A 21,363-nucleotide genomic window follows, 5' to 3' on the forward strand; every position below is an offset into this window, starting at 1 on the left:
AGCAGATGGGCAGAAAAGAGGAAACCACACGTAGCCGGTCCGCAAGACTTAGCGGATAATGAGACAGCCGGGACAGGACAATGTGTGTGTCATGGCAATCCCCTAGCACGGCTGGCCGTGACGGGACAAGATCGCGCGCGACACCGGTGCGCCGGGGGACGTGGAATTTGGGGTTGCGCCACGGGAAATGACGCAGCACCTTCGCGCAATTCCCGTGACCCGGTTTTTGGAGGTTCTACCATGCCCGCCTTTTCCAATCGCCTCAGCGGCATCACCGGCGGCGGTGACGACGGCTGGAGCCTGTTCTACCGCGCGCGCGCCCTGAAAGACGCCGGCGAGCCGGTGCTGGAACTCACCATCGGAGAGCATGACACCCGCACCGCGCCGGATATCCTCGACGCGATGGCGGCCTCTGCACGGGGCGGCCACACCGGTTATGCGGCCGTGCCCGGCACCCGAGACCTGCGCGAGCTGGTGGCGCGCCGCCTGCAATCGCTCGCCAATATTCCCTATGGCCCCGAGAACGTGCTGATCACCCCCGGCGGGCAGTCGGCGCTCTTCGCCGCCCACAGCCTTGCCTGCGACCATGGCGACACGGCGCTGCTGTTCGACCCCTATTACGCCACCTACCCCGGCACGATCCGGGGCGTCGGCGCGGTGCCGCGCGCGGTCGCGGCGCGTCCCGAGGATGGGTTCCAGCCGCGCGAGGCGGACCTGATGGACGCCAGCGAAGGCGCCAAGAGCCTGTTGATCAACACGCCCAACAATCCCACCGGCGCGGTCTATTCCGACGCGACCCTCGAAGGGATCGCGCGGGTGGCCGAGGCGCGCGACCTCTGGGTGATCTCGGACGAGGTCTATGACGCGCAGGTCTGGGAGGGCACCCATCGCCCCTTCGCGAGCATGCCGGGCATGTTCGGACGGACGCTGACCGTGGGCTCGCTCTCCAAGAGCCACGCGATGACCGGCTCGCGCCTTGGCTGGATCGCGGGGTCGGCGGAGGCGATCGGCCATCTGATCAACCTCTCGACGCACACGACCTATGGCGTGCCGGGCTATATTCAGGACGCGGGCGCCTATGCGCTGTCGCGCGGCCCGAAGGTCGAGGCCGAGGTCGCGGCCCCGTTCCGCCGCCGTCGCGACATGGTGCTGGCGCGGCTGGCCGACCAGCAGGCGATCAAGGCGATCCCGCCGGCGGGCGCCATGTACGTGATGCTCGACATCCGCGCGACGGGGCTGAGCGGGCTGGAGTTCGGCGAGATGCTGCTGGATGAGGAACGCGTGGCGATCATGCCGGGCGAAAGCTTCGGCGAGGCGGCCAAGGGGCATATCCGGGTCGCGCTGACCCTGCCCGACGAGATCTTTGCCGAGGCGCTGGACCGGCTCTTTGCCTTCACGGCGCGCAAGCTGGCGGAAAAGGCGGCGTAAGCGCGGGAGCGCGTGAGTAACCCATGAAAAAGGCCCGCCCCCGGGATGGGAGCGGGCCGATCTTGTGGCTTGCCGCAGATTAGAAGCGGAAGGCCGCGTTGATGCCGAAGGACGTGCCAGAGATGTCCTGACCGGTGCCGTCGAAGTCATCGAACTCGTGCTGCAGAACTTCCGCACCCACGGTGACCTGGTCGGTCAGCATGTAGTCGATGCCAGCGCCGTAGAAGAAGCCGGTGTCGTCATAGTCGGTGCCACCGATTTCAGCGGAGGCCTGGGCCACACCAGCGGTACCGTAGAAGAGTGCGGGGCCTGCGTCGTAGCCGACCTCACCACCCAGACGGTGGACGGATTCCACGGTGCCGATCTCAGCGCCGCCCGAATCTTCCAGCGCGATGTCTGCGAAGTTCAGGTCCAGCTCGGCGCCGACAACCACGTTGCCGAGGTCGTAGCGGTAGCCGCCGAAGACGCCGTAGAGGGCGCCGTCGCCGTCAAGGTCGCCGACGGTAGGTGCGGTGTCGTCGGTCTGCACGTCGCCGTACTCGAGCTGGATACCGCCGTAGGCGCCGGTCCAGTCGGTGCCGAGCGGCGCGACGGGGGCCACGATGGGCGCGGGTGCCGGGGCGGGTGTCGGGGCAACGCCGCCAGCGAAAGCTGCGGCGGGGACGAGAAGGCCGGTGAGCGTGCCTGCGAATACTGCGTATTTCATAGCTGTTTTCCTCTTTTCCGTGTCTGGAAACTGTTTTGGTTCCGTGAAGCCAACGCATCGTTTTGGCGCTGGTTCCGGGTCACAGCTAAGGTGTTGCAGCGTGAATACACCTCACAAGCAGGTGAAGGCCGCAGGCGGGCTGTTGTCTGCTGACAAGGCAGGATTTTTCGGCGTTTTGCCGCCGCGTCCGGCACCGTCTGCAGAAAATTATTTGGCGTTGCGTGGAACCCTCAGCGGGGGAGCGCGGCGGCCTCTTTGGCGAGGCGTTCGACCTCGTCCCAATCGCCGGCCTCCACTGCCGTTTTCGGCGCGACCCAGGAGCCGCCGGCGCAGACGACGTTGGGCAGGCTGAGGTAATCCTTGGCGTTTGCCATGCTGACGCCGCCGGTCGGACAGAAGGAGACCTGCGGGATCGGGGCGCCGATGGCCTTGAGCGCGGGGGCGCCGCCATTGGCTTCGGCGGGGAAGAACTTCAGCATGTCGAAGCCCTGCTCGAACAGCGCCATGACCTCGGAGGCCGTGGCGGCGCCGGGCAGCAGCGGCAATTCGTTGGCGATGCAGGCGTCGATCAGGCGCTGCGTGGCGCCGGGCGAGACCCCGAAGGTGGCGCCGGCGGCCTTGGCGTTCTCGACATCCTGCGGGGTGAGCAACGTCCCTGCCCCGACCGCGCCGCCGTCGACCGTGGCCATCTCGGAGATGACCTCCAGCGCGCAGGGCGTGCGCAGCGTGACCTCGAGGGCGGGAAGGCCGCCTTTCACCAGCGCGCGGGCCAGCGGCGCGGCATGGGCGGGGTCGTTGACGACGAGCACGGGAATGATCGGTGCGAGGGCCGCGATGCGGTGGGCGGCGACGGATTGGGCTTGCGGGGTCATGGGCGTCTTTCCAATTGGCCGGGGCGGTCGCGGATGGGACGGGAGCCTCCGGCGGGAGTTGTACGGGCCAAGATGAAGCCCGGAGCGAGCGTGCGGCGCGGGGGCGGTGTCAGACCACCACGCCGGCGCCATTGGTTGCGGGACCGGCGGACTGGCGGAAGATCTCGAAGAGTTCGCGGCCCACGCCATGGGTATTGGCGGAGAGGTCCACCGGCTCGGGCGCGCGGTCCGCGACCCCCTCGGCCAGCACATCGAGGGTGCCTTTCGTGGCGTCGACGCGGACGATGTCCCCGTCGCGCAGCTTGCCGATCAGCCCGCCGTCCAGCGCCTCGGGGGCGACATGGATGGCGGAGGGCACCTTGCCGGAGGCGCCGGACATGCGGCCATCGGTGACGAGGGCCACGCGGTGGCCGCGGCCTTGCAGGATCGAGAGCAGCGGCGTGAGCGAGTGCAGCTCGGGCATGCCGTTGGCCTTGGGGCCCTGGTAGCGGACGACGACGACGACATCGCGGTCCAGCTCCTTGATCTTGAAGGCTTCCTTGACCGCTTCCTGCGAATGGAAAATGGCCGCCGGTGCCTCGATGCAGTGCCGCTCGGGGTCGACAGCGGAGACTTTCATCACGCCGATGCCGAGGTTGCCTTTCAGCTCGGCCAGACCGCCTGTGGGCGCGAAGGGCTCGGTCACCGGGCGCAGGATCTTTTCGTTCAGGCTGGACTTGGTGCCCGCGCGGTAGTGGAAGGCGCCGTCTTCGAGCGCGGGTTCCTGCGTGTAGAGCGACAGGCCATCACCGGCGGCGGTTTTCACGTCGTCGTGGAGCAGGCCCGCGTCGAGCAATTCGCCGATCATGTAGCCGAGCCCGCCGGCGGCGTGGAAGTGGTTCACATCCGCCAGACCGTTGGGATAGACCCGCGCCATCAGCGGGGTCACCTCGGATATGTCGTTGAAATCGCTGCATTCCAGAATGATCCCCGCCGCGCGCGCCATGGCGATGAGGTGGATCACGAGGTTGGTGGAGCCGCCCGTGGCCATGAGGCCCACGAGGCCGTTCACGAAGGCCTTCTCGTCGAGGATGTCGCAGACCGGCGTATAGGCGTTGCCGAGCCCGGTGATCGCAGCGGCGCGCTCGGTCGCGGCGACGGTGAGCGCCTCGCGCAGCGGGGTGCCGGGATTGACGAAGGAGGCGCCGGGCAGATGCAGGCCCATGAATTCCATCAGCATCTGGTTTGAGTTCGCCGTGCCGTAGAAGGTGCAGGTGCCCGGCCCGTGGTAGGAGGCCATCTCGGCCTCCATCAACTTGTCGCGGCCCACCTCGCCGGCGGCGAATTGCTGGCGCACGCGGGCCTTCTCGTCGTTGGGCAGGCCGGAGACCATGGGGCCCGCCGGCACGAAGAGCGCGGGCATGTAGCCGAAGGTCGCCGCCGCCATCACGAGGCCCGGCACGATCTTGTCGCAGACCCCGAGGTAGAGCGCCGCGTCGAAGGTGTTGTGGCTGAGCGCCACGCCCGCGGCCATGGCGATCACGTCGCGCGAAAACAGCGAGAGTTCCATGCCCACCTGGCCCTGGGTGACGCCATCACACATCGCTGGTACGCCGCCGGCCACCTGTGCCGTGGCCCCCACCGCGCGGGCGGCGTCCTTGATCTTTTGTGGATAGGTTTCAAAGGGTTGGTGTGCGGAAAGCATGTCGTTATAAGCCGTCACGATCCCGATATTGGGCGCCCGTGCTGCCACCAGCGCGTCCTTGTCGCCCTCCATCGCCGCATAGGCGTGCGCCTGGTTGCCGCAGGTCAGATGCGCCCGGCGGGGGCCGTCTTCGGCGAGCTTGCGCATCCGGTCCAGATAGGGCTCGCGGGTCGGGCGCGAGCGGTCGATGATGCGGTCTGTGATCTCTTGAATGCGGTTGTCGAGCGGCATGGAAGCTCCTCCCGTGAGGTTGGTTGGGCATCTGCTATCATGTTAGCGCTAACACGTCCAGAGGCCGAAAACGCAGGGCTGAAGGGTGTCCCGTGCCCATTATCTCACAGTCGAAAGGGTCTTTCCAAGCGCCCTGCCCGGCCGGGTCTCAGACCTCGGCGCGGGCCGCCCGGATGGCCGGGGATCAATGGGGCTGAACACCCGGCAGGAACACCTTCTGATCACGGTAGAGCAGCGAGATGCCGTCCTTGAACAGGTGCACCTTGTCGGCGGCGGCGGTGAGCCTGACGTTGGACCCGCGCAGGTCCTTGTGGATGCCGGGCAGCTTGCCGATGATGGGCTCCTGATCCGGGGCGTCGGTGTCGAAATAAAGGAGCGTGACCTCGCCCAAGGCCTCGGTGATGGCGACCTTGCCCTCGAAGGCGAAATCCCCGGTCGCGGTCTCTTCCATGTCCTCGGGGCGGATGCCGACCTCGACCTCGGCGCCCATGTCGGCCTCGGTCGAGGGGTAGTCGGAGGTGATCGTGCCGCCGCCCTCGTGGGTCTTCACGGTGGTGACCGCGCCGGTGCCCACAATCGTGCCGCCCAGAAGGTTCATCGCCGGAGAGCCGATGAACTTCGCCACGAAGGTGGAATTGGGCCGCTCGTAGAGGTCCAGCGGCGCGCCAACCTGCGCCACGCCGCCGCCCGCAAGCACCACGATGCGCGAGGCGAGCGTCATCGCCTCCACCTGGTCGTGGGTCACGTAAACCATTGTGCTGTCGGGCATTTCCTCTTTCAGCTGCGCGATCTGAATGCGGGTGGCGACCCGCAGCGAGGCGTCGAGGTTGGAGAGCGGCTCGTCAAAGAGGTAGACCTTGGGATCGCGCACGATGGAGCGTCCGATGGCCACGCGCTGGCGCTGGCCGCCCGAAAGCGCCTTGGGCAGACGGTCGAGGAAATTCTCCAGCTGCAGCTTCTCGGCCGCGGCCTGCACCTTGGCGTTGATCGTGGCCTTGTCGTCGCCCGCGATCTTCAGGGCGAAGGCCATGTTGTCGCGCACGGTCATGTGCGGATAGAGCGCGTAGGACTGGAACACCATGGCGATGCCGCGCTCGGAGGGGGGAACGTCGTTGACGACCTGACCGTCGATCTCCAGCGTGCCGCCGGTGATTTTCTCGAGACCGGCGATCATCCGCAGCAAGGTGGATTTGCCGCAGCCCGAGGGGCCGACGAAGACGACAAGCTCGCCCTGCTCGATCTCGAGGTTGATGTCGCGCAGCACCTGAACGGTGCCGCCGTAGGTCTTTTCGACATCCGTGAGCTTCAATTCGGCCATCCGTCTGACTCCCTTAACTAAGCGTTCATGCGCAGCGCGAGCGCGGGCTGCCACGGACCAAGATGCAATTTTCCGTCCGGCGCGAGGCCGGTGGAGCCGAGTTCCTGTCCGATCTGCAGCCAGTTGCCCTCGGGCGCGGCCATCTCGGCGGGGTCGCCGGAGAGGTTGATCGCGATGAACAGGGTCTCGTCGCCGTGGCTGCGGGTGAAATGCAGGATATCGCCGCTGGCCTGAACGTCCGCGTGGGTGCCTTTGACCAGCGCGCGGTGGGCGTGGCGGAAGGCAATCGCGCGGCGGTAGTGGTGCAGGAGAGAGCCGGGATCAGCCTCTTGCGCGGCGACGGAATGGGACAGATGCTCATGCGGGACCGGCAGCCAGGGCTGGCCCTCGCTGAAGCCGGCGTTCTGGTTCGACATCTCCCAGACCATGGGCGTGCGGCACCCGTCGCGGCCCTTGAATTCGGGCCAGAATTCAATGCCATAGGGGTCCTGCAGCGCCTCGAAAGGCACGTCGGCCTCGTGCAGGCCCAACTCCTCCCCCTGGTAGAGGCAGAGCGAGCCGCGCAGGCACATCATCAGGGTCGTCAGCGCGCGCATGGCCGCCGGGGGCAGTTCCCAGCGCGAGGCATGGCGGACGACGTCGTGGTTGGAGAAGGCAAGGCAGGCCCAACCGTCGGGCGCGGCGGCGTCGATGCGCGAGAGCACATCGGCAAACCGCGCGGCCGTGGGCCTTTCCTTGGCGAGAAACTCGAAGGTGTAGCACATGTGAACGAGGTCATCGCCGGCGGTGTACTGGCCCATGATCTCAAGCCCGAACTGGGCGTCACCGACCTCGCCCACGGTGGTCGTGGCGGGAAACTCGTCGAGCACCGAGCGGAAGCGGCGCAGGAAATCGAGGTTCTCGGGCTGGTTCTTGGAGTAGAGGTGCAGCTGGTGATTGTAGGGGTTCACCGAGGGGGCGATCGTGTCGTCGCGCTCTTCCTTGGGCAGCGCCGGGTTCGAGCGGAGCTGCTTGTCGTGGATGTAGAAGTTGATCGTGTCGAGGCGGAAGCCATCGACCCCGCGCCCGAGCCAGAAACGGGCCACGTCCAGCAGCGCGTCCTGCACCGCGGGTTCGTGGAAGTTGAGGTCGGGCTGCGAGACGAGGAAGTTGTGCAGGTAATACTGCTCGCGCCCCGCGTCCCATTGCCATGCCGAGCCGCCGAAGATCGAGAGCCAGTTGTTGGGCGGCGTGCCATCGTCCTTCGGGTCGGACCAGACGTACCAATTGGCCCGGTCGTTGTCGCGGTCGGCCCGGCTCTCGATGAACCACGGATGCTGGTCCGAGGTATGGGACAGCACGAGGTCGATCATCACCTTCAGCCCAAGCGTATGGGCCGTCTCGATCAGAACGTCGAAATCCGACAGCGAGCCGAACATCGGATCAACGTCGCAATAATCGCTGACGTCGTAGCCGAAATCCTTCATCGGAGAGGTGAAGAAGGGCGAGATCCAGATCGCATCGACGCCGAGGCTCTGGATATGGCTCAGGCGCGCGGTGATCCCGTTCAGATCGCCGATGCCGTCGCCGTTGCTGTCCTGAAAGCTGCGCGGATAGATCTGGTAGATCACCGCACCGCGCCACCAATCGGCATCGGGGGCAAGGATCTGGTCAGGCGACAGGGCGAGGTTTGCAGTCATGAATTACTCGAAGCGTTGAGGGTTTACTTCACCGACCCGGCCAGCAGGCCGCGGACGAGGTAGCGTTGCATGGAGAAGAACACGATCAGCGGGATCGCGATGGAAACGAAGGCGGCCGAGGCGAGGATGCCCCAATCGCCGCCGCGCGAGCCCAGAAGATCGTCGGCGATCTTCACGGTCATCACCTGCGCATCCCCGGCCGACGGCAGGAACACCTTGGCGACCAGCAGGTCATTCCACGTCCACAGGAACTGGAAGATGGCGAAGGAGGCCAGCGCCGGGAAGGACAGCGGCAGGATGATCTTGGTGAAGATCTGGAAATCCGTCGCGCCGTCGACCTTGGCGCTTTCGATGATGTCGCGCGGCAGGCCGACCATGTAGTTGCGCAGCAGGTAGACGGCGAGCGGCAGCCCGAAGCCGGTATGGGCCAGCCAGATGCCGAGGAAGCTCTGCCCGATGCCGATCTGGTTGTGCAGGTTCAACAGCGGCACCAGCGCCAGTTGCAGCGGCACCACCAGAAGCCCCACGACGCAGGCGATCAGGAAGCCACGGCCCGGAAAATCCATCCACGCCAGCGCATAGGCCGCGAAAGCCGCGATCAGGATCGGGATGATCGTGGCCGGGATCGTCACGGTCAGCGTGTTGACGAAATTGCGGAAAATCCCCGTCTCCTCAAACAGCAGCTCGCCGAAACTGGACCCGGACGCGATCTCCTGCGCGCGTTCCTCCTCATCGAGGCCGGTGAGCACTTGGGCGTAGTTGCCCATGGTGAAATCGGGCGGCGTCTCGGCAAGGAAATAGAGCCGCGGGCCGCGCTCATCGAGCGGTTCGGTGGAGGTGTAGACGTAAGAGCCGTCGGCGTTGACCACCACGGTGCCGCCGTCGTTGTTCTCGGCGGTTTCACCGGCGGCGAAGGCCCCCGGCTCACGCCCGCGCAGGCCGAAGGCGGCGATGGAGCTTGCGCCCGAGGTGAACTGATCCTGCACCTCTCCGGTCTCGAAGATGTTGCCCTGTGCCACGTAGAGATCACCGTCGCGCGTGGGCGCGTCATCGGCGCGGGTGCGGTAGGTCAACTCGACCGAGAACGGCGCTTCCCACCAGCCCGAAACGCTGATCTGCTCGCGGTCGCGGAACGACGAGACGAAGAGGCCCACGGTCGGGATCAGCCAGATCAACACAATCAGGAAGACCACCACGTTGGTGACGATGGAGAGGCCGGATTTCTGGCCTGCAATGTTATCCATTGTGCGCGCTCCTTGCGTCTGCCGGATGGGGGTGGGCCATCAGCGCATCTCCTTGCGGGCTTGCACGATGTTCCAGATCATCACCGGCAGCACCACCAGCATGATGACGAAGGCCACCGCCGTCGCCTGCCCGTCATCGCGGAACATGAAATCCATCATGAAGGACGGCAGGATCTCGGTGCCATAGTTACCGCCGGTCATCGTGTAGACGATGTCGAAGACCTTCAGTACGAGGATCGTGATCGTGGTCCAGACCACGACGATGGTGCCGATGATCTGCGGCACCTTGATCTTGAAGAACACCTGAAACGGGTTGGCGCCGTCGATGATGGCGGCCTCGATCGTCTCTTCCGGCACGCCGCGCAGGGCGGCGGAGAGGATCACCATGGCGAAGCCGGTCTGAATCCAGATCAGGATCACCATCAGCAGGAAGTTGTTCCAGAACGGAATTTGCAGCGGGTCGAGCGGCGCGCCGCCGAAGCTGGCGCGGATCGCGTTGATGATGCCGAGGTCCGGGTCCTGGGCGTAGACGAACTTCCAGATCAGCGAGGCGCCCACGAAGGAGATCGCCATCGGCATGAAGATGATCGATTTGGCGATGTTGCCCCAGCTCAACCGGTCGGTCAGCTGCGCGATCAGCAGGCCCATGAAGGTGGTGACGGCGGGCACGACCAGCGCCCAGAGGATGTTGTTGAAGAAGGCCTGTCGGAAATCGGGGTTGTTGAACAGGCGCACGTAGTTGCCCGCCCCCACGAAGTCGTTGCCCGAGCGGTCATAGAGCGAGCGCACGAAGGAGCCCACGACCGGATACATGAGATAGAGGCCGAGGGCGAAGACGGCGGGAAAGAGGAAGACCCAGGGCCGCACCATGTTGGCGCGGTTGATGTTGCGCCCGGCGTTGGGGCCACGGGCCGGGAACAGCACTTTGTCGAGAAAGAGGTTCGCTGCGTAGAAATAGCCAACGCAGCCGCCAACACCGACAATGATCGTGATGATGCCCTGTAGAATTGGCGACATGCGCGCGCCCTCCGATGTGCGTGGACCAGCCTACCGCGCCGGGAGGCAGAAGCAAGCCGGGCACCGCAGCCCCGGCCAAGGCCGCCCCCCGCGCGCGGCGGGAAGCGGCAGTCTTTTGAGGCGTTTACTGGATCTCGGACCAGCGATCCTGGATGCGGCCCGCGACCGAGGCGGCGTCTTCGCCGCCGACGTAATCGACCATGCCGGACCAGAAGATGCCCTGCCCGATCTCGGACGGCATCAGGTCGGATGCGTCGAAGCGGAAGGTGGTGGCATCGAGCAGGATCTCGTTCATCTGCCGCAGGGTGTCAGAGCCGAAGAGCTCGGCGTTGACGCCCTGGTGCGGGGTCAGGAAGCCCGATTGCGCCATCCAGACTTCGTGGCTGATCTCGGTCTGCAGGAAGGCCATGAAGGCCTGCGCCGCTTCGCTGTCGTCGGTGATCCCGAAGAGCGTGCCCGCCCCCAGAACCGGGGAGCCGAGGTCTTCACCCTCGTAGGCGGGGAAGTAGAAGAAATCCGCCTCCGCGTCTTCCGGGAAGAAGGTCGGGATGAAGGAGGCCTGACGGTGCATGTAGCACTCGGGCGGGAAGGAGAAGAGGCCCAGCGGGCTTTCGCGGAAGTCGGTGGAGGCCACCGCTTCGACGCCGCCGTTCACGTAGTCCTCGTTGCGCGCGAAGGTGCCGAAGGTCTCGATCGCGTTGACGACCTCGGGCGCGTCGAAGGGCATCTCGTTGGAGACCCATGCGTCATAGACCTCGGGCGACTGCGTGCGCAGCATCAGGTCCTCGACCCAGTCGGTCGCGGGCCAGCCCGTCGCGCCGCCGGAACCCAGACCGATGCACCACGGCGTCTCGCCGTCGGCCACGATCTGGTCGTTGAGCGCGAGAAGCTCCTCCATCGTTTCCGGCACGTCGTAGCCGGCCTCCTCGAAGGCCTCGGGCGAGTACCAGACCAGCGATTTCAGGTCGACCTTGTAGAAGAAGCCGTAGAGCGCCTCCTCCCCCTCGGGGCCGGCAGCAGTGCCGAGCGAAACCCAGCTGTCGCCCGCGGCGTAGTTGTCGCGCACCCAGTCGGCGGTTTCAGGCGCCAGCGGCGTCAGCGCGCCGCGCGATGCGAGGTCGGTCATCAGGCCGGGCTGCGGGAAGACGGCGATGTTGGGCGCCGAGCCAGCCTGCGTGGCGATCACGATGTCCTGCTCGAAGTTGTCGGAGCCGGAATATTGCACCGTCGCGCCCGTCGCGCTCTCGAAATAGTCGATGACCGAGTTCACCAGCTCGGCGTCCGCGCCAGTCCAGGGACCGGTGATCGTCAGCTCCTGACCGGACAGGTCGAAGGCATCGGCATAGGCATTGTAGCTATCCCAGTTGAAGGCGCCCTCGCCCACGGGGAAAACATGCGACACATGGCCATCGGCCAGTGCACCACTCGCGGAAAATGCCAGCGCGGCGGCGCTGGCGAGATAAATCGTCTTCATTGGTGACCTCCCAGTCAGTTGAACCTGCGCCTTGGGCTGCGGGGTGCAAACTCCCCGATCTCCACCAGCTTTCAAAGCGCTTTGAACCATGCGCAAAGTCGCGCAAGAAAAACCATCTGTCAACGGATTTTTCGGAGGCTTTGCAGCGCCTCATTTTCCGGCCTTTCACGGGACTGAGCGTCAAAATCCTCTTTGACAGCCCCGGCATCCTTCCCTAGCTTTGGAAGCTACCAAACCGCTTTGAAAGCCCCGCAACCGATGAACCTCAGGCAATTGTCCGAACAGCTTGGCTTGAGCCAGACCACGGTCAGCCGCGCCCTGAACGGCTATCCGGAGGTGAGCGAGGCGACGCGGCTGCGGGTGCAGGCGGCCGCGAAGGCTGCGAATTACACGCCCAACTCGCGCGCCCGGAAACTGGCCACCGGCCGCTCCATGGCGATCGGCCACGTCATCCCCCTCTCGGGCAAGGAGGAGTTGGTAAACCCGATCTTCGCCGACTTCATCACCGGCGCGGGCGGGGTCTATGCGCGCGAAGGCTATGATTTGCTGCTCTCGATGGTGCCGCTTGAAGGAGTGGAGGACGCCTACCGCCAGATGGCGACCAATGCCTCCGTCGATGGCGTGATGGTGCAGGCACCCAAGCTCGACGATCCGCGCATCGCGCTGTTGCAGGACCTGGAATTGCCCTTCGTCGTCCACGGCCGCACCGCCGAGCCTGCCGGCTACAGCTGGCTCGATGTCGCCAACGCCCGCGCCTTTCGCCGGGCCACGGACCTGCTGCTGGATCTGGGTCACCGGCGGATCAGCCTGCTGAACGGACAGGAAACGCTGGATTTCGCCCTGCGCCGTCGCCGCGGGTTCGAGGAGGCCATGGCCGCGCGCGGCGTGCCGGTGAACCCCGCCTTCATGCACTCCGCCGCGATGACCGAGCAATACGGCCACCGCACCGCCAGCGCGCTTCTGGATCAGGACGACGCCCCCACGGCCTTCCTCGTCTCCTCCATCATCACCGCCATCGGTGTGCGTCGCGCCGCCGGCGAGCGGGGCTTGCGCACCGGGCGCGATATTTCGATCATCTGCCACGATGATGTGCTGAGCTACATGGCCAACGACGGGATCAACGCGCCCGAGGGGCCCGCCTTCACCGCCACCCGTTCGTCGATCCGCGCCGCCGGAGAGCGCTGCGCCGAGATGCTGCTGGCGCTGATCGACAACCCGTCACAACCGCCGCTGCAGGAGCTGTGGGAGACCGACCTGAGCCTCGGGCGGTCCACCGGCCCTGCCCCGTCATGAGCGCACCGCGCCGAAAAGTTAACGCCGTTAAGGATATCCGATGAACTTCACCCGCGCCGATTTCCCCGAAGGCTTCGATTTCGGGGTCGCCACCTCTGCCTACCAGATCGAAGGCCACGCCGCGGGCGGTGCCGGGCAGACCCATTGGGACAGCTTCGCCGCCACCCCCGGCAATGTCGTGCGGTTCGAGGATGGCGCGCTTGCCTGCGACCATTACCACCGCATGGACGAAGACCTCGACCTGATCCGGGACCTCGGCGCCGACGTCTACCGCTTCTCCACCTCCTGGGCGCGGGTTCTTCCCGAGGGGCGCGGGCGCCCCAATGTCGAAGGGCTCGATTTCTACGACCGCCTTGTCGACGGCCTGCTGGAGCGCGGGATCAAGCCCGCCGTGACCCTCTACCATTGGGAATTGCCGCAACCGCTGGCCGATCTGGGCGGCTGGCGCAACGCCGACATGCCCGATTGGTTTGCCGATTTCACCGAAGTCATCATGTCGCGCATCGGCGACCGGACCTGGTCCGCCGCCCCGATCAACGAGCCGTGGTGCGTCAGTTGGCTTTCGCATTTCGAGGGCCACCACGCCCCGGGCATGCGCGACATCCGCGCCGCCGCCCGCGCCATGCATCACGTGCTGCTCAGCCACGGGCGCGCGACGCAGGTGATGAAGGGTCTGGGCGTCAGCAACCTCGGCGCCGTGTGCAACTTCGAATGGGCCACGCCGCTGACAAACAGCGCCGCCGACGTCACCGCCGCCACCCGCTATGACGCTATTTACAATCGGTTTTTCCTGGGCGGCCTGTTCAAGGGCGAATACCCGGCCGAGGTGCTGGAGGGGCTGGAGCCGCATCTGCCGAAGGGCTGGCAGGACGATTTCGCCACCATCCGCTCTCCGCTGGATTGGGTCGGCGTTAACTATTACACGCGCAAGCGGCTCCGCGGCACCGACGCGCCCTGGCCGGCCTATGATTACGCGGGCACGCAAGGTCCCCTCACCGACATGGATTGGGAGATCTACCCCCGCGGCCTGCAGGATTTCCTCACCCGCACGGCGCGCGAATATACCGGCGATCTGCCGATCTACGTGACCGAGAACGGCATGGCCTCGGCCCCTACCCCGGACCCCGAGCGCATCGCCTACCTGAGCGATCACCTCGACGCCGTGCGCGCCGCCATCGCCGAAGGCGCGCCGGTTGCGGGCTACTTCGTCTGGTCCCTGCTCGACAACTACGAGTGGTCCCTGGGCTACGAGAAGCGCTTCGGCCTCGTCCATGTTGATTTTGAGACCTTGGCACGGACGCCAAAAGCGTCCTATCACGCTCTGGCAAAATGGTGGGCATGACCGCCGGGCTGGTTATTGGGTGGCGCAGCGCGCGTCAGGCTGGCAAACTGGTGGCGCTAACAGTGCGTTAAGGAAATAGACTTATGGTTCCCCCAGCTCTCTCGCTGGTCGCCGATATCGGCGGCACCAACACCCGCGTCGCATTGGCCGATGCGGCGACGGTCCAGGTGGACAGCGTCCGGCGGTATCGCAACGCGGAATTCGACGGGATCGCCTCGGTCATCGCGCGCTATCTGGAAGACAGCGGGCAGAATGCCGATGGCATCACCGGGGTCTGCGTGGCCATGGCCGGCCCGGTGCATGACGGTGTCGGCACGCTCACCAACCTTGACTGGCGCATCGACAAGGCCGTCTTGGCCGAGGCGCTGACGGCTGAGCATGTCGCGGTCCTCAACGATCTGCAGGCGCAAGGCCACGCCATCGGCAATATCGCGGAGGCGGATCTCGAAACCATCCTGCCACAGCCCGAAGTGCCGGAAACGGCGGCGAAACTTGTCATCGGCCTTGGCACCGGCTTCAACGCCTGCCCGGTCTTCGACACCAAGGCGGGCCGGTTCGTGCCCCCGTCCGAAGCCGGTCACGTGAGCCTGCCGACCTCGATCACCGAGCTGCACCCGCTGCTGGAGAACCTGACGGATTCGCAGGGCTACCCCTCCGTCGAAGAGGTGCTGTCCGGCCGGGGCGTGAGCCAGCTTCACGCGGCACTTCACGGCGAAACCGTCGATCCCGCGGACATTCTGGCGCGCATTGGTGAGGGCGAGGCGCTGGCGACGGACACCGGCGCGCTGTTCGTGAAGGTTCTGGGCGACGTGGCCGGGAACCTCGCGCTGTCGCATCTGCCCTTTGGCGGCGTGTCGCTCGTGGGCGGCGTCACCCGCGCGTTTGCGCCCTACCTCGAGCAATTCGAATTCGCCGCCGCCTTCCGCTCCAAGGGCCGGTTCTCGACCTTCATGGAGCAATTCGGCGTCTGCGTGGTCAGCGACGATTACGCCGCGCTGACCGGCTGCGCCAGCCACCTCGCACGGGGCTGAGACAGGGCTTCGACGCGCGGCGCAACCGCGCGTCCTGTGCGCCTCAGGCTACCTCGTGGCCAAGCGCCGCCGTGTAGATCTCGTACCAGTCCTGACGGTCAAGAGATACCTTAAGAGCGTCCGACAAGGCACTGATCCGGTTGAGGTTATTGGTCCCCATCACCGGCAGGATCCGCGACGGATGACGCAGCAACCATGCCACCGCAACCGCCTCCGCGCCGACGCCATGCCCCTTGCCGATCCGCTCCAGAACCGCCCTCACGGCGGCCCCTTCCTCGCCAAAGAGCGCGCCGCCCGCGAGCGGTGACCACGCCATGATCGGCTGGCCGTGACGCTGATGGAAGGCCACGTCGCCGTTGGTGAAAGGCACGTGGCAGAGGACGGAGGCTTCGATCTGGTTGGTGGCGAGCCGTGTGCTCATCGCCGATTGCAACAGCTCCCAATCCCACGGGCGAAAGTTCGACGTCCCCACCGCGCGCACTTTGCCCGATGCCACCAGCGCGTCGAGGCAAGCCCCGGTGTCGGCGTGGTCCATCAGCGGATCGGGGCGGTGGACCAACAGCAGGTCGATCACGTCGATGTTCATGTTCTTCAACGAGCTTTCGACCGAGCGGGTGATGTAATCCGCGCTGGTGTCGTAATATTTCACCCGCTTGTCGGAATGCTTCCCGATCGGCGCCACGATATCGCATTTGGTCACGATCTCGATCCTGTCGCGCAGATCCGGCGCCGCCTTCAGCGCGTGGCCAAGCAGGGCCTCGGCCTCGTAGCCGCCGTAGATATCCGCCTGATCCATGGTCGTGATGCCCTGCGCCAGACAGGCCTCGACCTTCGCCTGCACATGGGCGGCGGAGGTATCCTCGCCATCTCCCAAGCGCCACATGCCATAGACGATGCGGGACATTTCAACCCCGCCCACGTCAATCCGATCCATCTCGACTTTTGTCATCGTCTCTCCCCCACGCCCAATGGCGTTGCTGGCACCGAGTCCGGGACGCGCCCGTAAACCTCTGGCAATGAACATGTTTTCAGCTCCGGCATGACGAGCCGGCCGAAGTGCTTGCACTCATCCATATGCGGATAGCCCGAGAAGATGAAGGCGCGGATGCCCATCTTCTTGTATTCCTCGATCTGGGTCAGGACCTGATCGGCCGAGCCCACCAGTGCGGCGCCGCAGCCCGAACGGGCACGGCCGATGCCGGTCCAGAGATGCGGCTCCACGTAGCCGAACTTGTCCGCCAATTCGCGCGCCTTGGCCTGATGCGAGACCCCGAGCGACGTGCTGTCGAGCGCGCGTTCGCGGATCAACTGGCCGTATTCGTCATCGAGCTTCGAGGTCAAATGCTCCGCATATTCGCGGGCTTCGGCCTCCGTATCGCGGACGATCATATGCACCCGCAGCCCGTAATCCAGCGTGCGGCCATAGGTTTCGGCGACCGCGTTCACGTCCCGCATCCGCTGCGCCAGCGCCTCTTTCGGCTCGGGCCACATCAGGTAGACGTCGCAATGCTGCCCGCAGAGTTCCAGCGCCGACGGCGAGTAGCCGCCAAAGTAGAGCAGCGGGCCACCGGTCTGATAGGGCCGCACGGGATCGGTGCTCAGGCCTTCGAAATCATAGACTTCGCCGTGGTAATTGATCTCGTCCTGCGTCCAGGCCTGCTTCAGGATCTCCACCACTTCGCGCGAGCGCTGGTAGCGGTAGGCGCTCTCGGCCTTCTCACCGGGAAAATCGGACGAGATGATGTTCACCGTCAGCCGCCCCTCCAGCATGTGATCGAGCGTCGCGATGGTCCGCGCGAGCATGATCGGTTGCATCTCGCCGCAGCGGACCGCCGCCAAGAGGTTGATCTTGCTGGTAATCGGCGCGCAACCGGCGACGAAGGACAGCGTGTCCTGACCGACCTGATAGGACGAGGGGCAGAGGATGTTGCGGAAACCCTGCGCCTCGGCCTCCTGCACCAATCCGCTGCAATGGTCCCATGACGAGCGCAGTTTACCGTCAGGCACGCCGAGGAATTCGTAGTCGTCCGAGCAGAGCGCTGCGAACCAGCTGACCTCCGCCGCGTCCAGATCTGCGGATGTGACCGGAACCACAGTCATGTGCACTCTCCCTTTCGCCGATGCGGGCTCTTGACCCCTCTGACCTCAAGGCGTAGCAATCCGGGAGAGGTATATCAATGGTATATCAATTTCGGAAACCGCGCGGGAGGTCGTGATGTCCGAGGGCTCGAAAACCGACCGGTCTCCCATCGAGGCAACGGGCGCCCTGCCCACCTATCTGCGCATCGCCGAGACCCTTACGATCGACATCGGCGGGGGGCGGCTGGCCGCCGGAGAGAAGCTCCCCCCCGAGCGCGAAATGGCGCGCGCCCATGGTGTGGCGGTGGCGACCCTGCGCAAGGCCCTGCACCTGCTGGAGGAGCGGGGGTTGATCGAGCGTCGGCAGGGATCGGGCAATTACGTACTGGGCGGTGCGACGAACATCGGCACCTATGCGCTCTTCCGGCTCGAGCTGCGCGGCACCGGCGGCGGCCTGCCGACCGCGCGCCTTCTGGATATTCGCAAGGCGCCGAAGCCCGACGCCCTGCCCGATATCGGGCGCGCCCACGATGAAGGGATCCGAATGCGCCGGCTTCGGTTTCTGGCCGACACCCCCGTCGCGGTCGAAGAAATCTGGCTCGATCTGCGCTGGCATGATGAGGCCGGGCTGAACGCGCGCACGGTCTCGGAATCGCTCTACCGGACCTACGCGGACCGGCTCGGCCTGCACATCCGCGAGGCCGAGGACATGATCAGCGCCGCGCGATTGCCGGATTGGACGCCGCCGGAACTGGGGCTCGCGGCAGGCACGCTCGCGGGTTTCATCGAGCGCCGCGCCTACGACCAGAACGGCGCCCCCTGCGAGGCGTCCTGGACGTGGTTCAATCCGGAGAAGGCACAATATTACGCGCGGGTGCCCTGAGGGCGTCGGCGGACACGGGAGGCCTGAAATGGCCAACAAAACGAGGGAGTTAGCATGACCAAATACGGTCTCATAGGCGCCGGAATGATGGGCCAGGAGCACATCCGCAACATCCGTTTGCAAGAGGGCGCCTCCGTGGCGGCCTTCTTCGAGCCCAACGACATGATGGCGGAGAGATCGCAGGCCCAGGCGCCCGATGCGGTGCGCTGCGACAGCCTCGACGCGCTGCTGGCGCGCGATGATCTGGATGCGCTGGTCATCGCCTCGCCGAACCACTGCCACGTCGGGCAACTCAAGCAGATCACCGCGCAGGTGACGCTGCCGATTCTCTGCGAAAAACCGCTCTACACCGCGCCGGAAGACGCCGAGGCGGTCGCCGCGCTGGAAAGCTACAAGGCGCCGATCTGGGTGGCGATGGAATACCGCTACATGCCGCCCATCGCCAAGTTCCGCGAGATGGCGGGTGGGGTGACCGGGGGCATCAAGATGCTGACGATCCGCGAGCATCGCTTTCCGTTCCTCGAAAAGGTGGGCGACTGGAACCGCTTCAACCGGAATTCCGGGGGGACGCTGGTGGAGAAATGCTGCCATTTCTTCGACCTCATGCGGCTGATCCTCGATGACGAGCCGATCCGCGTCATGGCCAGCGCCGGGCAATCGGTCAACCACCTTGACGAGGTCTATGACGGCGAGACCTCGGATATCTGGGACAACGGCTACGCGATCCTCGACTTCGCCGGCGGCGCCCGCGCGATGCTGGAGCTGTGCATGTTCGCCGAGGGCAGCGCCTATCAGGAAGAGATCAGCGCCGTCGGTCCCGCCGGCAAGATCGAAGCCAAGGTCCCCGGCCCGACCCGGTTCTGGAACACCGACCTCGGCCCCGCGCCGGTGCCCAAGGTGGTGGTGAGCCCGCGGATGCCCGCGACCGGACAGGTGGTGCACGAGACCCCGGTCGACGCCAATCTCCTGACGGCAGGCGACCACCACGGATCGACCTATTACCAGCACGTCCAATTCCTCGACGTGGTGCGCAACGGCGCCAAGCCGCAGGTCACCTTGGCGGACGGGGCGGCGGCCGTGCGCATGGGCATGGCCGCGCAGGAAAGCGCGCGGACCGGCCGCGCGATCGACCTGCGCTGAGCGGTCCCGGCCTAGGCCGGTACATCAGACGCGGCCCGCGCGGTCGCGTCCGTCAGCCCTGTCGGGCGGGGCTTGGGACCGGCGCCGTCGTTCGGCGCCTGATACCCCTTCACGAAAGCCGCCACCGTGCGGCGCACCCGGCCCGCGTCGTCGTCGTCCACGGCTGAACGCAGCTCTCGCAACATCCCCGCGACTTCGATCTGGCTCAGGCTATGCTCTTGCGCCACCATGATTTTCTCATGCGGGGTCGCCACGAGAGAGGCCGAGTCGATCAGCAATTCCTCGTAGAGTTTCTCCCCCGGACGCAGGCCCGAAATCTCGATCGGAATGCCGTGGGTCTCGCGCCCTTCGCGCACCGTGGCGCCGGACATCTGGATCATCCGCCGGGCGATGTCGAGGATGCGCATCGGCTTGCCCATATCCAGCACGAAGACCTCTCCGCCGGTGGAATAGGCCCCTGCCAGCAACACCAGCCGCGCCGCCTCGGGGATGGTCATGAAGTAGCGCGTGACCTCTGCGTGGGTGACCGTGACCGGGCCGCCCTTGCGGATCTGCTCCTGGAACAGCGGCAGCACGGAGCCGGAGGAGCCCAACACATTGCCGAAGCGCACCATGGAGAAGCGCGTGCCGCTCGGCCGCGAGGCCATGTCTTGCACCACCAGCTCGGCCATCCGCTTGCTTGCGCCCATGATGTTCGTGGGACGCACCGCCTTGTCGGTCGAGATCAGGATGAAGCGTTCGCAGCCCGCAGCCTCCGCCGCCGCCGCCACGACCTGCGTGCCGAGGGTGTTGTTCCGCGCGCCCTCCAGCTCGTTACCCTCGACCAGCGGCACATGTTTATAGGCCGCCGCATGCAGGACGATCTCTACCCCGTCGGAGGCCATAACCGCGCGGAGCCGCCCCGCGTCGCAGACCGAACCGAGCCGTGTCGCCACCTCGATGCGCCGCGCCTCGGCAAGCGCGCGGATCTCCCGGTCGATCTGGTAGAGCGCCAACTCCGACCGCTCGAACAACACGATCCGCGCCGGGTTGCAGTCGAGCAACTGGCGGCACAATTCCGATCCGATCGACCCGCCCGCGCCGGTCACCATCACCGATCGTCCGGCATAGGCTGTCGCGATGTCAGGCACGTCGAGCGCGACCTTGTCCCGGCCCAGAAGCGCCTCTGGCGAGACGGTTTTCATCTCGCTCTCCCGCCCCGAAATGAGGTCCACGTAGGAGGGCAGCACCTGCACCTCGCAGGGCAGATCCGCCAGCCGCGTCAGCAGGGCGTCGAGCTCTGTCTTGGGAAGCGACGGCATCGCCACGAGCACCCGCTCCACGTGGCCGCCCGCCACCATGGTGCGCAGGCGCTTGGGCGGCGCGACTGAGAGGCCCGATATGATCAGCCCGTGCAGCGCCGGGTTGTCATCCACGAAGGTGACCGGGTGCACCTCGGCACAGCGGCGCAGGGCCGAGGCCATCTGGATGCCCGCCGCCCCTGCCCCATAGATCGCCACCGGCACGCCTTCCGGACGGAACCACGGGCGTTGCAGCAGGAGGCAGGCGACGGTGCGGCCGCCGACCGAGAGGCCGAAGAACATCACCGCGAAGATGATCGGGACCGACCGCGGCGCCCCGAGGGTCAGGACATAGCTCACCGCCATCGCAACGATGCCGAAAACCGCCGCCGCCGAGGCGATGCGGACAAGCGACGTGATGTCGAGCGCCGTCAGCTTGATCCACGGCAGCCGGTAGACCACGATCAGCAAGGGCGCCAGCGACGCGATCACCATGAACTGCGGCAGCGACGGAAGGATCTGTTGCAGAGGCAGCGCCGTCCCGAAACGCAGCGCATAGGCAAGGTAGAGCGCAATCGGCACCAATCCCCAGTCGAACGTCAGGAACATCAGCCGTTTCTGGCGACGGGACAGGGCACTTACTGACATCAAGTCCTCCGACT

At 65.9% G+C, this 21,363-nt stretch carries 17 protein-coding genes; 6 read left to right on the top strand and 11 right to left on the bottom strand.

Going from position 1 to position 21,363, the window contains the following annotated elements:
• The first annotated feature begins 240 nt into the window (after nucleotides 1–240).
• Nucleotides 241–1,428: a pyridoxal phosphate-dependent aminotransferase gene (locus KYE46_RS11885; protein WP_219000829.1), complete on the top strand. Its 1,188-nt coding sequence runs from the start codon at nucleotides 241–243 to the stop codon at nucleotides 1,426–1,428.
• Nucleotides 1,429–1,507: 79 nt separating this feature from the next.
• On the opposite strand, the gene KYE46_RS11890 is transcribed toward KYE46_RS11885, so the two are convergent.
• The 8 genes from KYE46_RS11890 to KYE46_RS11925 all read right to left on the bottom strand — a co-directional run bounded on the left by KYE46_RS11890 (nucleotide 1,508) and on the right by KYE46_RS11925 (nucleotide 11,653).
• Nucleotides 1,508–2,134 carry an outer membrane protein gene (locus tag KYE46_RS11890; RefSeq protein ID WP_219000830.1) on the bottom strand — a complete coding sequence of 209 codons (627 nt, stop codon included), beginning with the start codon at nucleotides 2,132–2,134 and terminating at the stop codon, nucleotides 1,508–1,510.
• A gap of 230 nt (nucleotides 2,135–2,364) precedes the next feature.
• Complete coding sequence (gene eda, locus KYE46_RS11895) at nucleotides 2,365–3,006, bottom strand: bifunctional 4-hydroxy-2-oxoglutarate aldolase/2-dehydro-3-deoxy-phosphogluconate aldolase (RefSeq protein WP_219000831.1); 642 nt, start codon at nucleotides 3,004–3,006, stop codon at nucleotides 2,365–2,367.
• A 109-nt stretch (nucleotides 3,007–3,115) separates the two neighbouring features.
• Nucleotides 3,116–4,921: a phosphogluconate dehydratase gene (edd, locus tag KYE46_RS11900; RefSeq protein WP_219000832.1), complete on the bottom strand. Its 1,806-nt coding sequence runs from the start codon at nucleotides 4,919–4,921 to the stop codon at nucleotides 3,116–3,118.
• 184 nt (nucleotides 4,922–5,105) lie between these two features.
• Nucleotides 5,106–6,239: an ABC transporter ATP-binding protein gene (locus tag KYE46_RS11905; protein ID WP_219000833.1), complete on the bottom strand. Its 1,134-nt coding sequence runs from the start codon at nucleotides 6,237–6,239 to the stop codon at nucleotides 5,106–5,108.
• Between the two features lie 17 nt (nucleotides 6,240–6,256).
• Nucleotides 6,257–7,918: an alpha-amylase family glycosyl hydrolase gene (locus tag KYE46_RS11910; protein ID WP_219000834.1), complete on the bottom strand. Its 1,662-nt coding sequence runs from the start codon at nucleotides 7,916–7,918 to the stop codon at nucleotides 6,257–6,259.
• A gap of 23 nt (nucleotides 7,919–7,941) precedes the next feature.
• A complete protein-coding gene (locus KYE46_RS11915) occupies nucleotides 7,942–9,162 on the bottom strand; it encodes a carbohydrate ABC transporter permease (RefSeq protein ID WP_219000835.1) in 1,221 nt (406 codons plus the stop codon).
• 39 nt (nucleotides 9,163–9,201) lie between these two features.
• Nucleotides 9,202–10,179 carry a carbohydrate ABC transporter permease gene (locus KYE46_RS11920; RefSeq protein WP_219000836.1) on the bottom strand — a complete coding sequence of 326 codons (978 nt, stop codon included), beginning with the start codon at nucleotides 10,177–10,179 and terminating at the stop codon, nucleotides 9,202–9,204.
• Nucleotides 10,180–10,303: 124 nt separating this feature from the next.
• A complete protein-coding gene (locus tag KYE46_RS11925; protein ID WP_219000837.1) occupies nucleotides 10,304–11,653 on the bottom strand; it encodes an ABC transporter substrate-binding protein in 1,350 nt (449 codons plus the stop codon).
• Between the two features lie 258 nt (nucleotides 11,654–11,911).
• Here KYE46_RS11925 and KYE46_RS11930 point away from each other — a divergent pair, with 258 nt between their 5' ends.
• The 3 genes from KYE46_RS11930 to KYE46_RS11940 all read left to right on the top strand — a co-directional run bounded on the left by KYE46_RS11930 (nucleotide 11,912) and on the right by KYE46_RS11940 (nucleotide 15,319).
• Entirely contained in the window at nucleotides 11,912–12,946 is a 1,035-nt protein-coding gene (locus KYE46_RS11930; protein WP_219000838.1) for a substrate-binding domain-containing protein, read from the top strand.
• 40 nt (nucleotides 12,947–12,986) lie between these two features.
• The gene (locus tag KYE46_RS11935) at nucleotides 12,987–14,288 is read left to right on the top strand and encodes a GH1 family beta-glucosidase (RefSeq protein WP_219000839.1); all 1,302 of its coding nucleotides are present in this window, start codon (nucleotides 12,987–12,989) and stop codon (nucleotides 14,286–14,288) included.
• 83 nt (nucleotides 14,289–14,371) lie between these two features.
• On the top strand, nucleotides 14,372–15,319 hold the full coding sequence (locus KYE46_RS11940) for a glucokinase (protein ID WP_219000840.1): 948 nt from the start codon (nucleotides 14,372–14,374) through the stop codon (nucleotides 15,317–15,319).
• A gap of 43 nt (nucleotides 15,320–15,362) precedes the next feature.
• Here the strand turns inward: KYE46_RS11940 and KYE46_RS11945 are convergent, their stop codons facing one another.
• Both KYE46_RS11945 and KYE46_RS11950 read right to left on the bottom strand, forming a co-directional pair.
• Nucleotides 15,363–16,253, bottom strand: coding sequence for an aldo/keto reductase (locus KYE46_RS11945; protein WP_219005102.1), 891 nt, complete (start codon nucleotides 16,251–16,253; stop codon nucleotides 15,363–15,365).
• A gap of 11 nt (nucleotides 16,254–16,264) precedes the next feature.
• Complete coding sequence (locus KYE46_RS11950; protein WP_219000841.1) at nucleotides 16,265–17,419, bottom strand: LLM class flavin-dependent oxidoreductase; 1,155 nt, start codon at nucleotides 17,417–17,419, stop codon at nucleotides 16,265–16,267.
• 115 nt (nucleotides 17,420–17,534) lie between these two features.
• On the opposite strand from KYE46_RS11950, the gene KYE46_RS11955 reads away from it, so the two are divergent.
• Together KYE46_RS11955 and KYE46_RS11960 are read left to right on the top strand one after the other, a co-directional pair.
• Nucleotides 17,535–18,281 (top strand): GntR family transcriptional regulator, encoded by a 747-nt coding sequence (locus tag KYE46_RS11955; RefSeq protein ID WP_219000842.1) that lies wholly within the window; start codon nucleotides 17,535–17,537, stop codon nucleotides 18,279–18,281.
• A 54-nt stretch (nucleotides 18,282–18,335) separates the two neighbouring features.
• Nucleotides 18,336–19,421: a Gfo/Idh/MocA family protein gene (locus KYE46_RS11960; protein ID WP_219000843.1), complete on the top strand. Its 1,086-nt coding sequence runs from the start codon at nucleotides 18,336–18,338 to the stop codon at nucleotides 19,419–19,421.
• Between the two features lie 11 nt (nucleotides 19,422–19,432).
• Here KYE46_RS11960 and KYE46_RS11965 read toward each other — a convergent pair whose 3' ends face one another.
• Nucleotides 19,433–21,349, bottom strand: a complete 1,917-nt coding sequence (locus KYE46_RS11965) for a polysaccharide biosynthesis protein (RefSeq protein WP_219000844.1) — start codon at nucleotides 21,347–21,349, stop codon at nucleotides 19,433–19,435.
• Nucleotides 21,350–21,363: the final 14 nt, after the last annotated feature.

The sequence above is a fragment of the Gymnodinialimonas ceratoperidinii genome (genome assembly GCF_019297855.1).
In the GTDB taxonomy this organism is placed as follows: domain Bacteria; phylum Pseudomonadota; class Alphaproteobacteria; order Rhodobacterales; family Rhodobacteraceae; genus Gymnodinialimonas; species Gymnodinialimonas ceratoperidinii.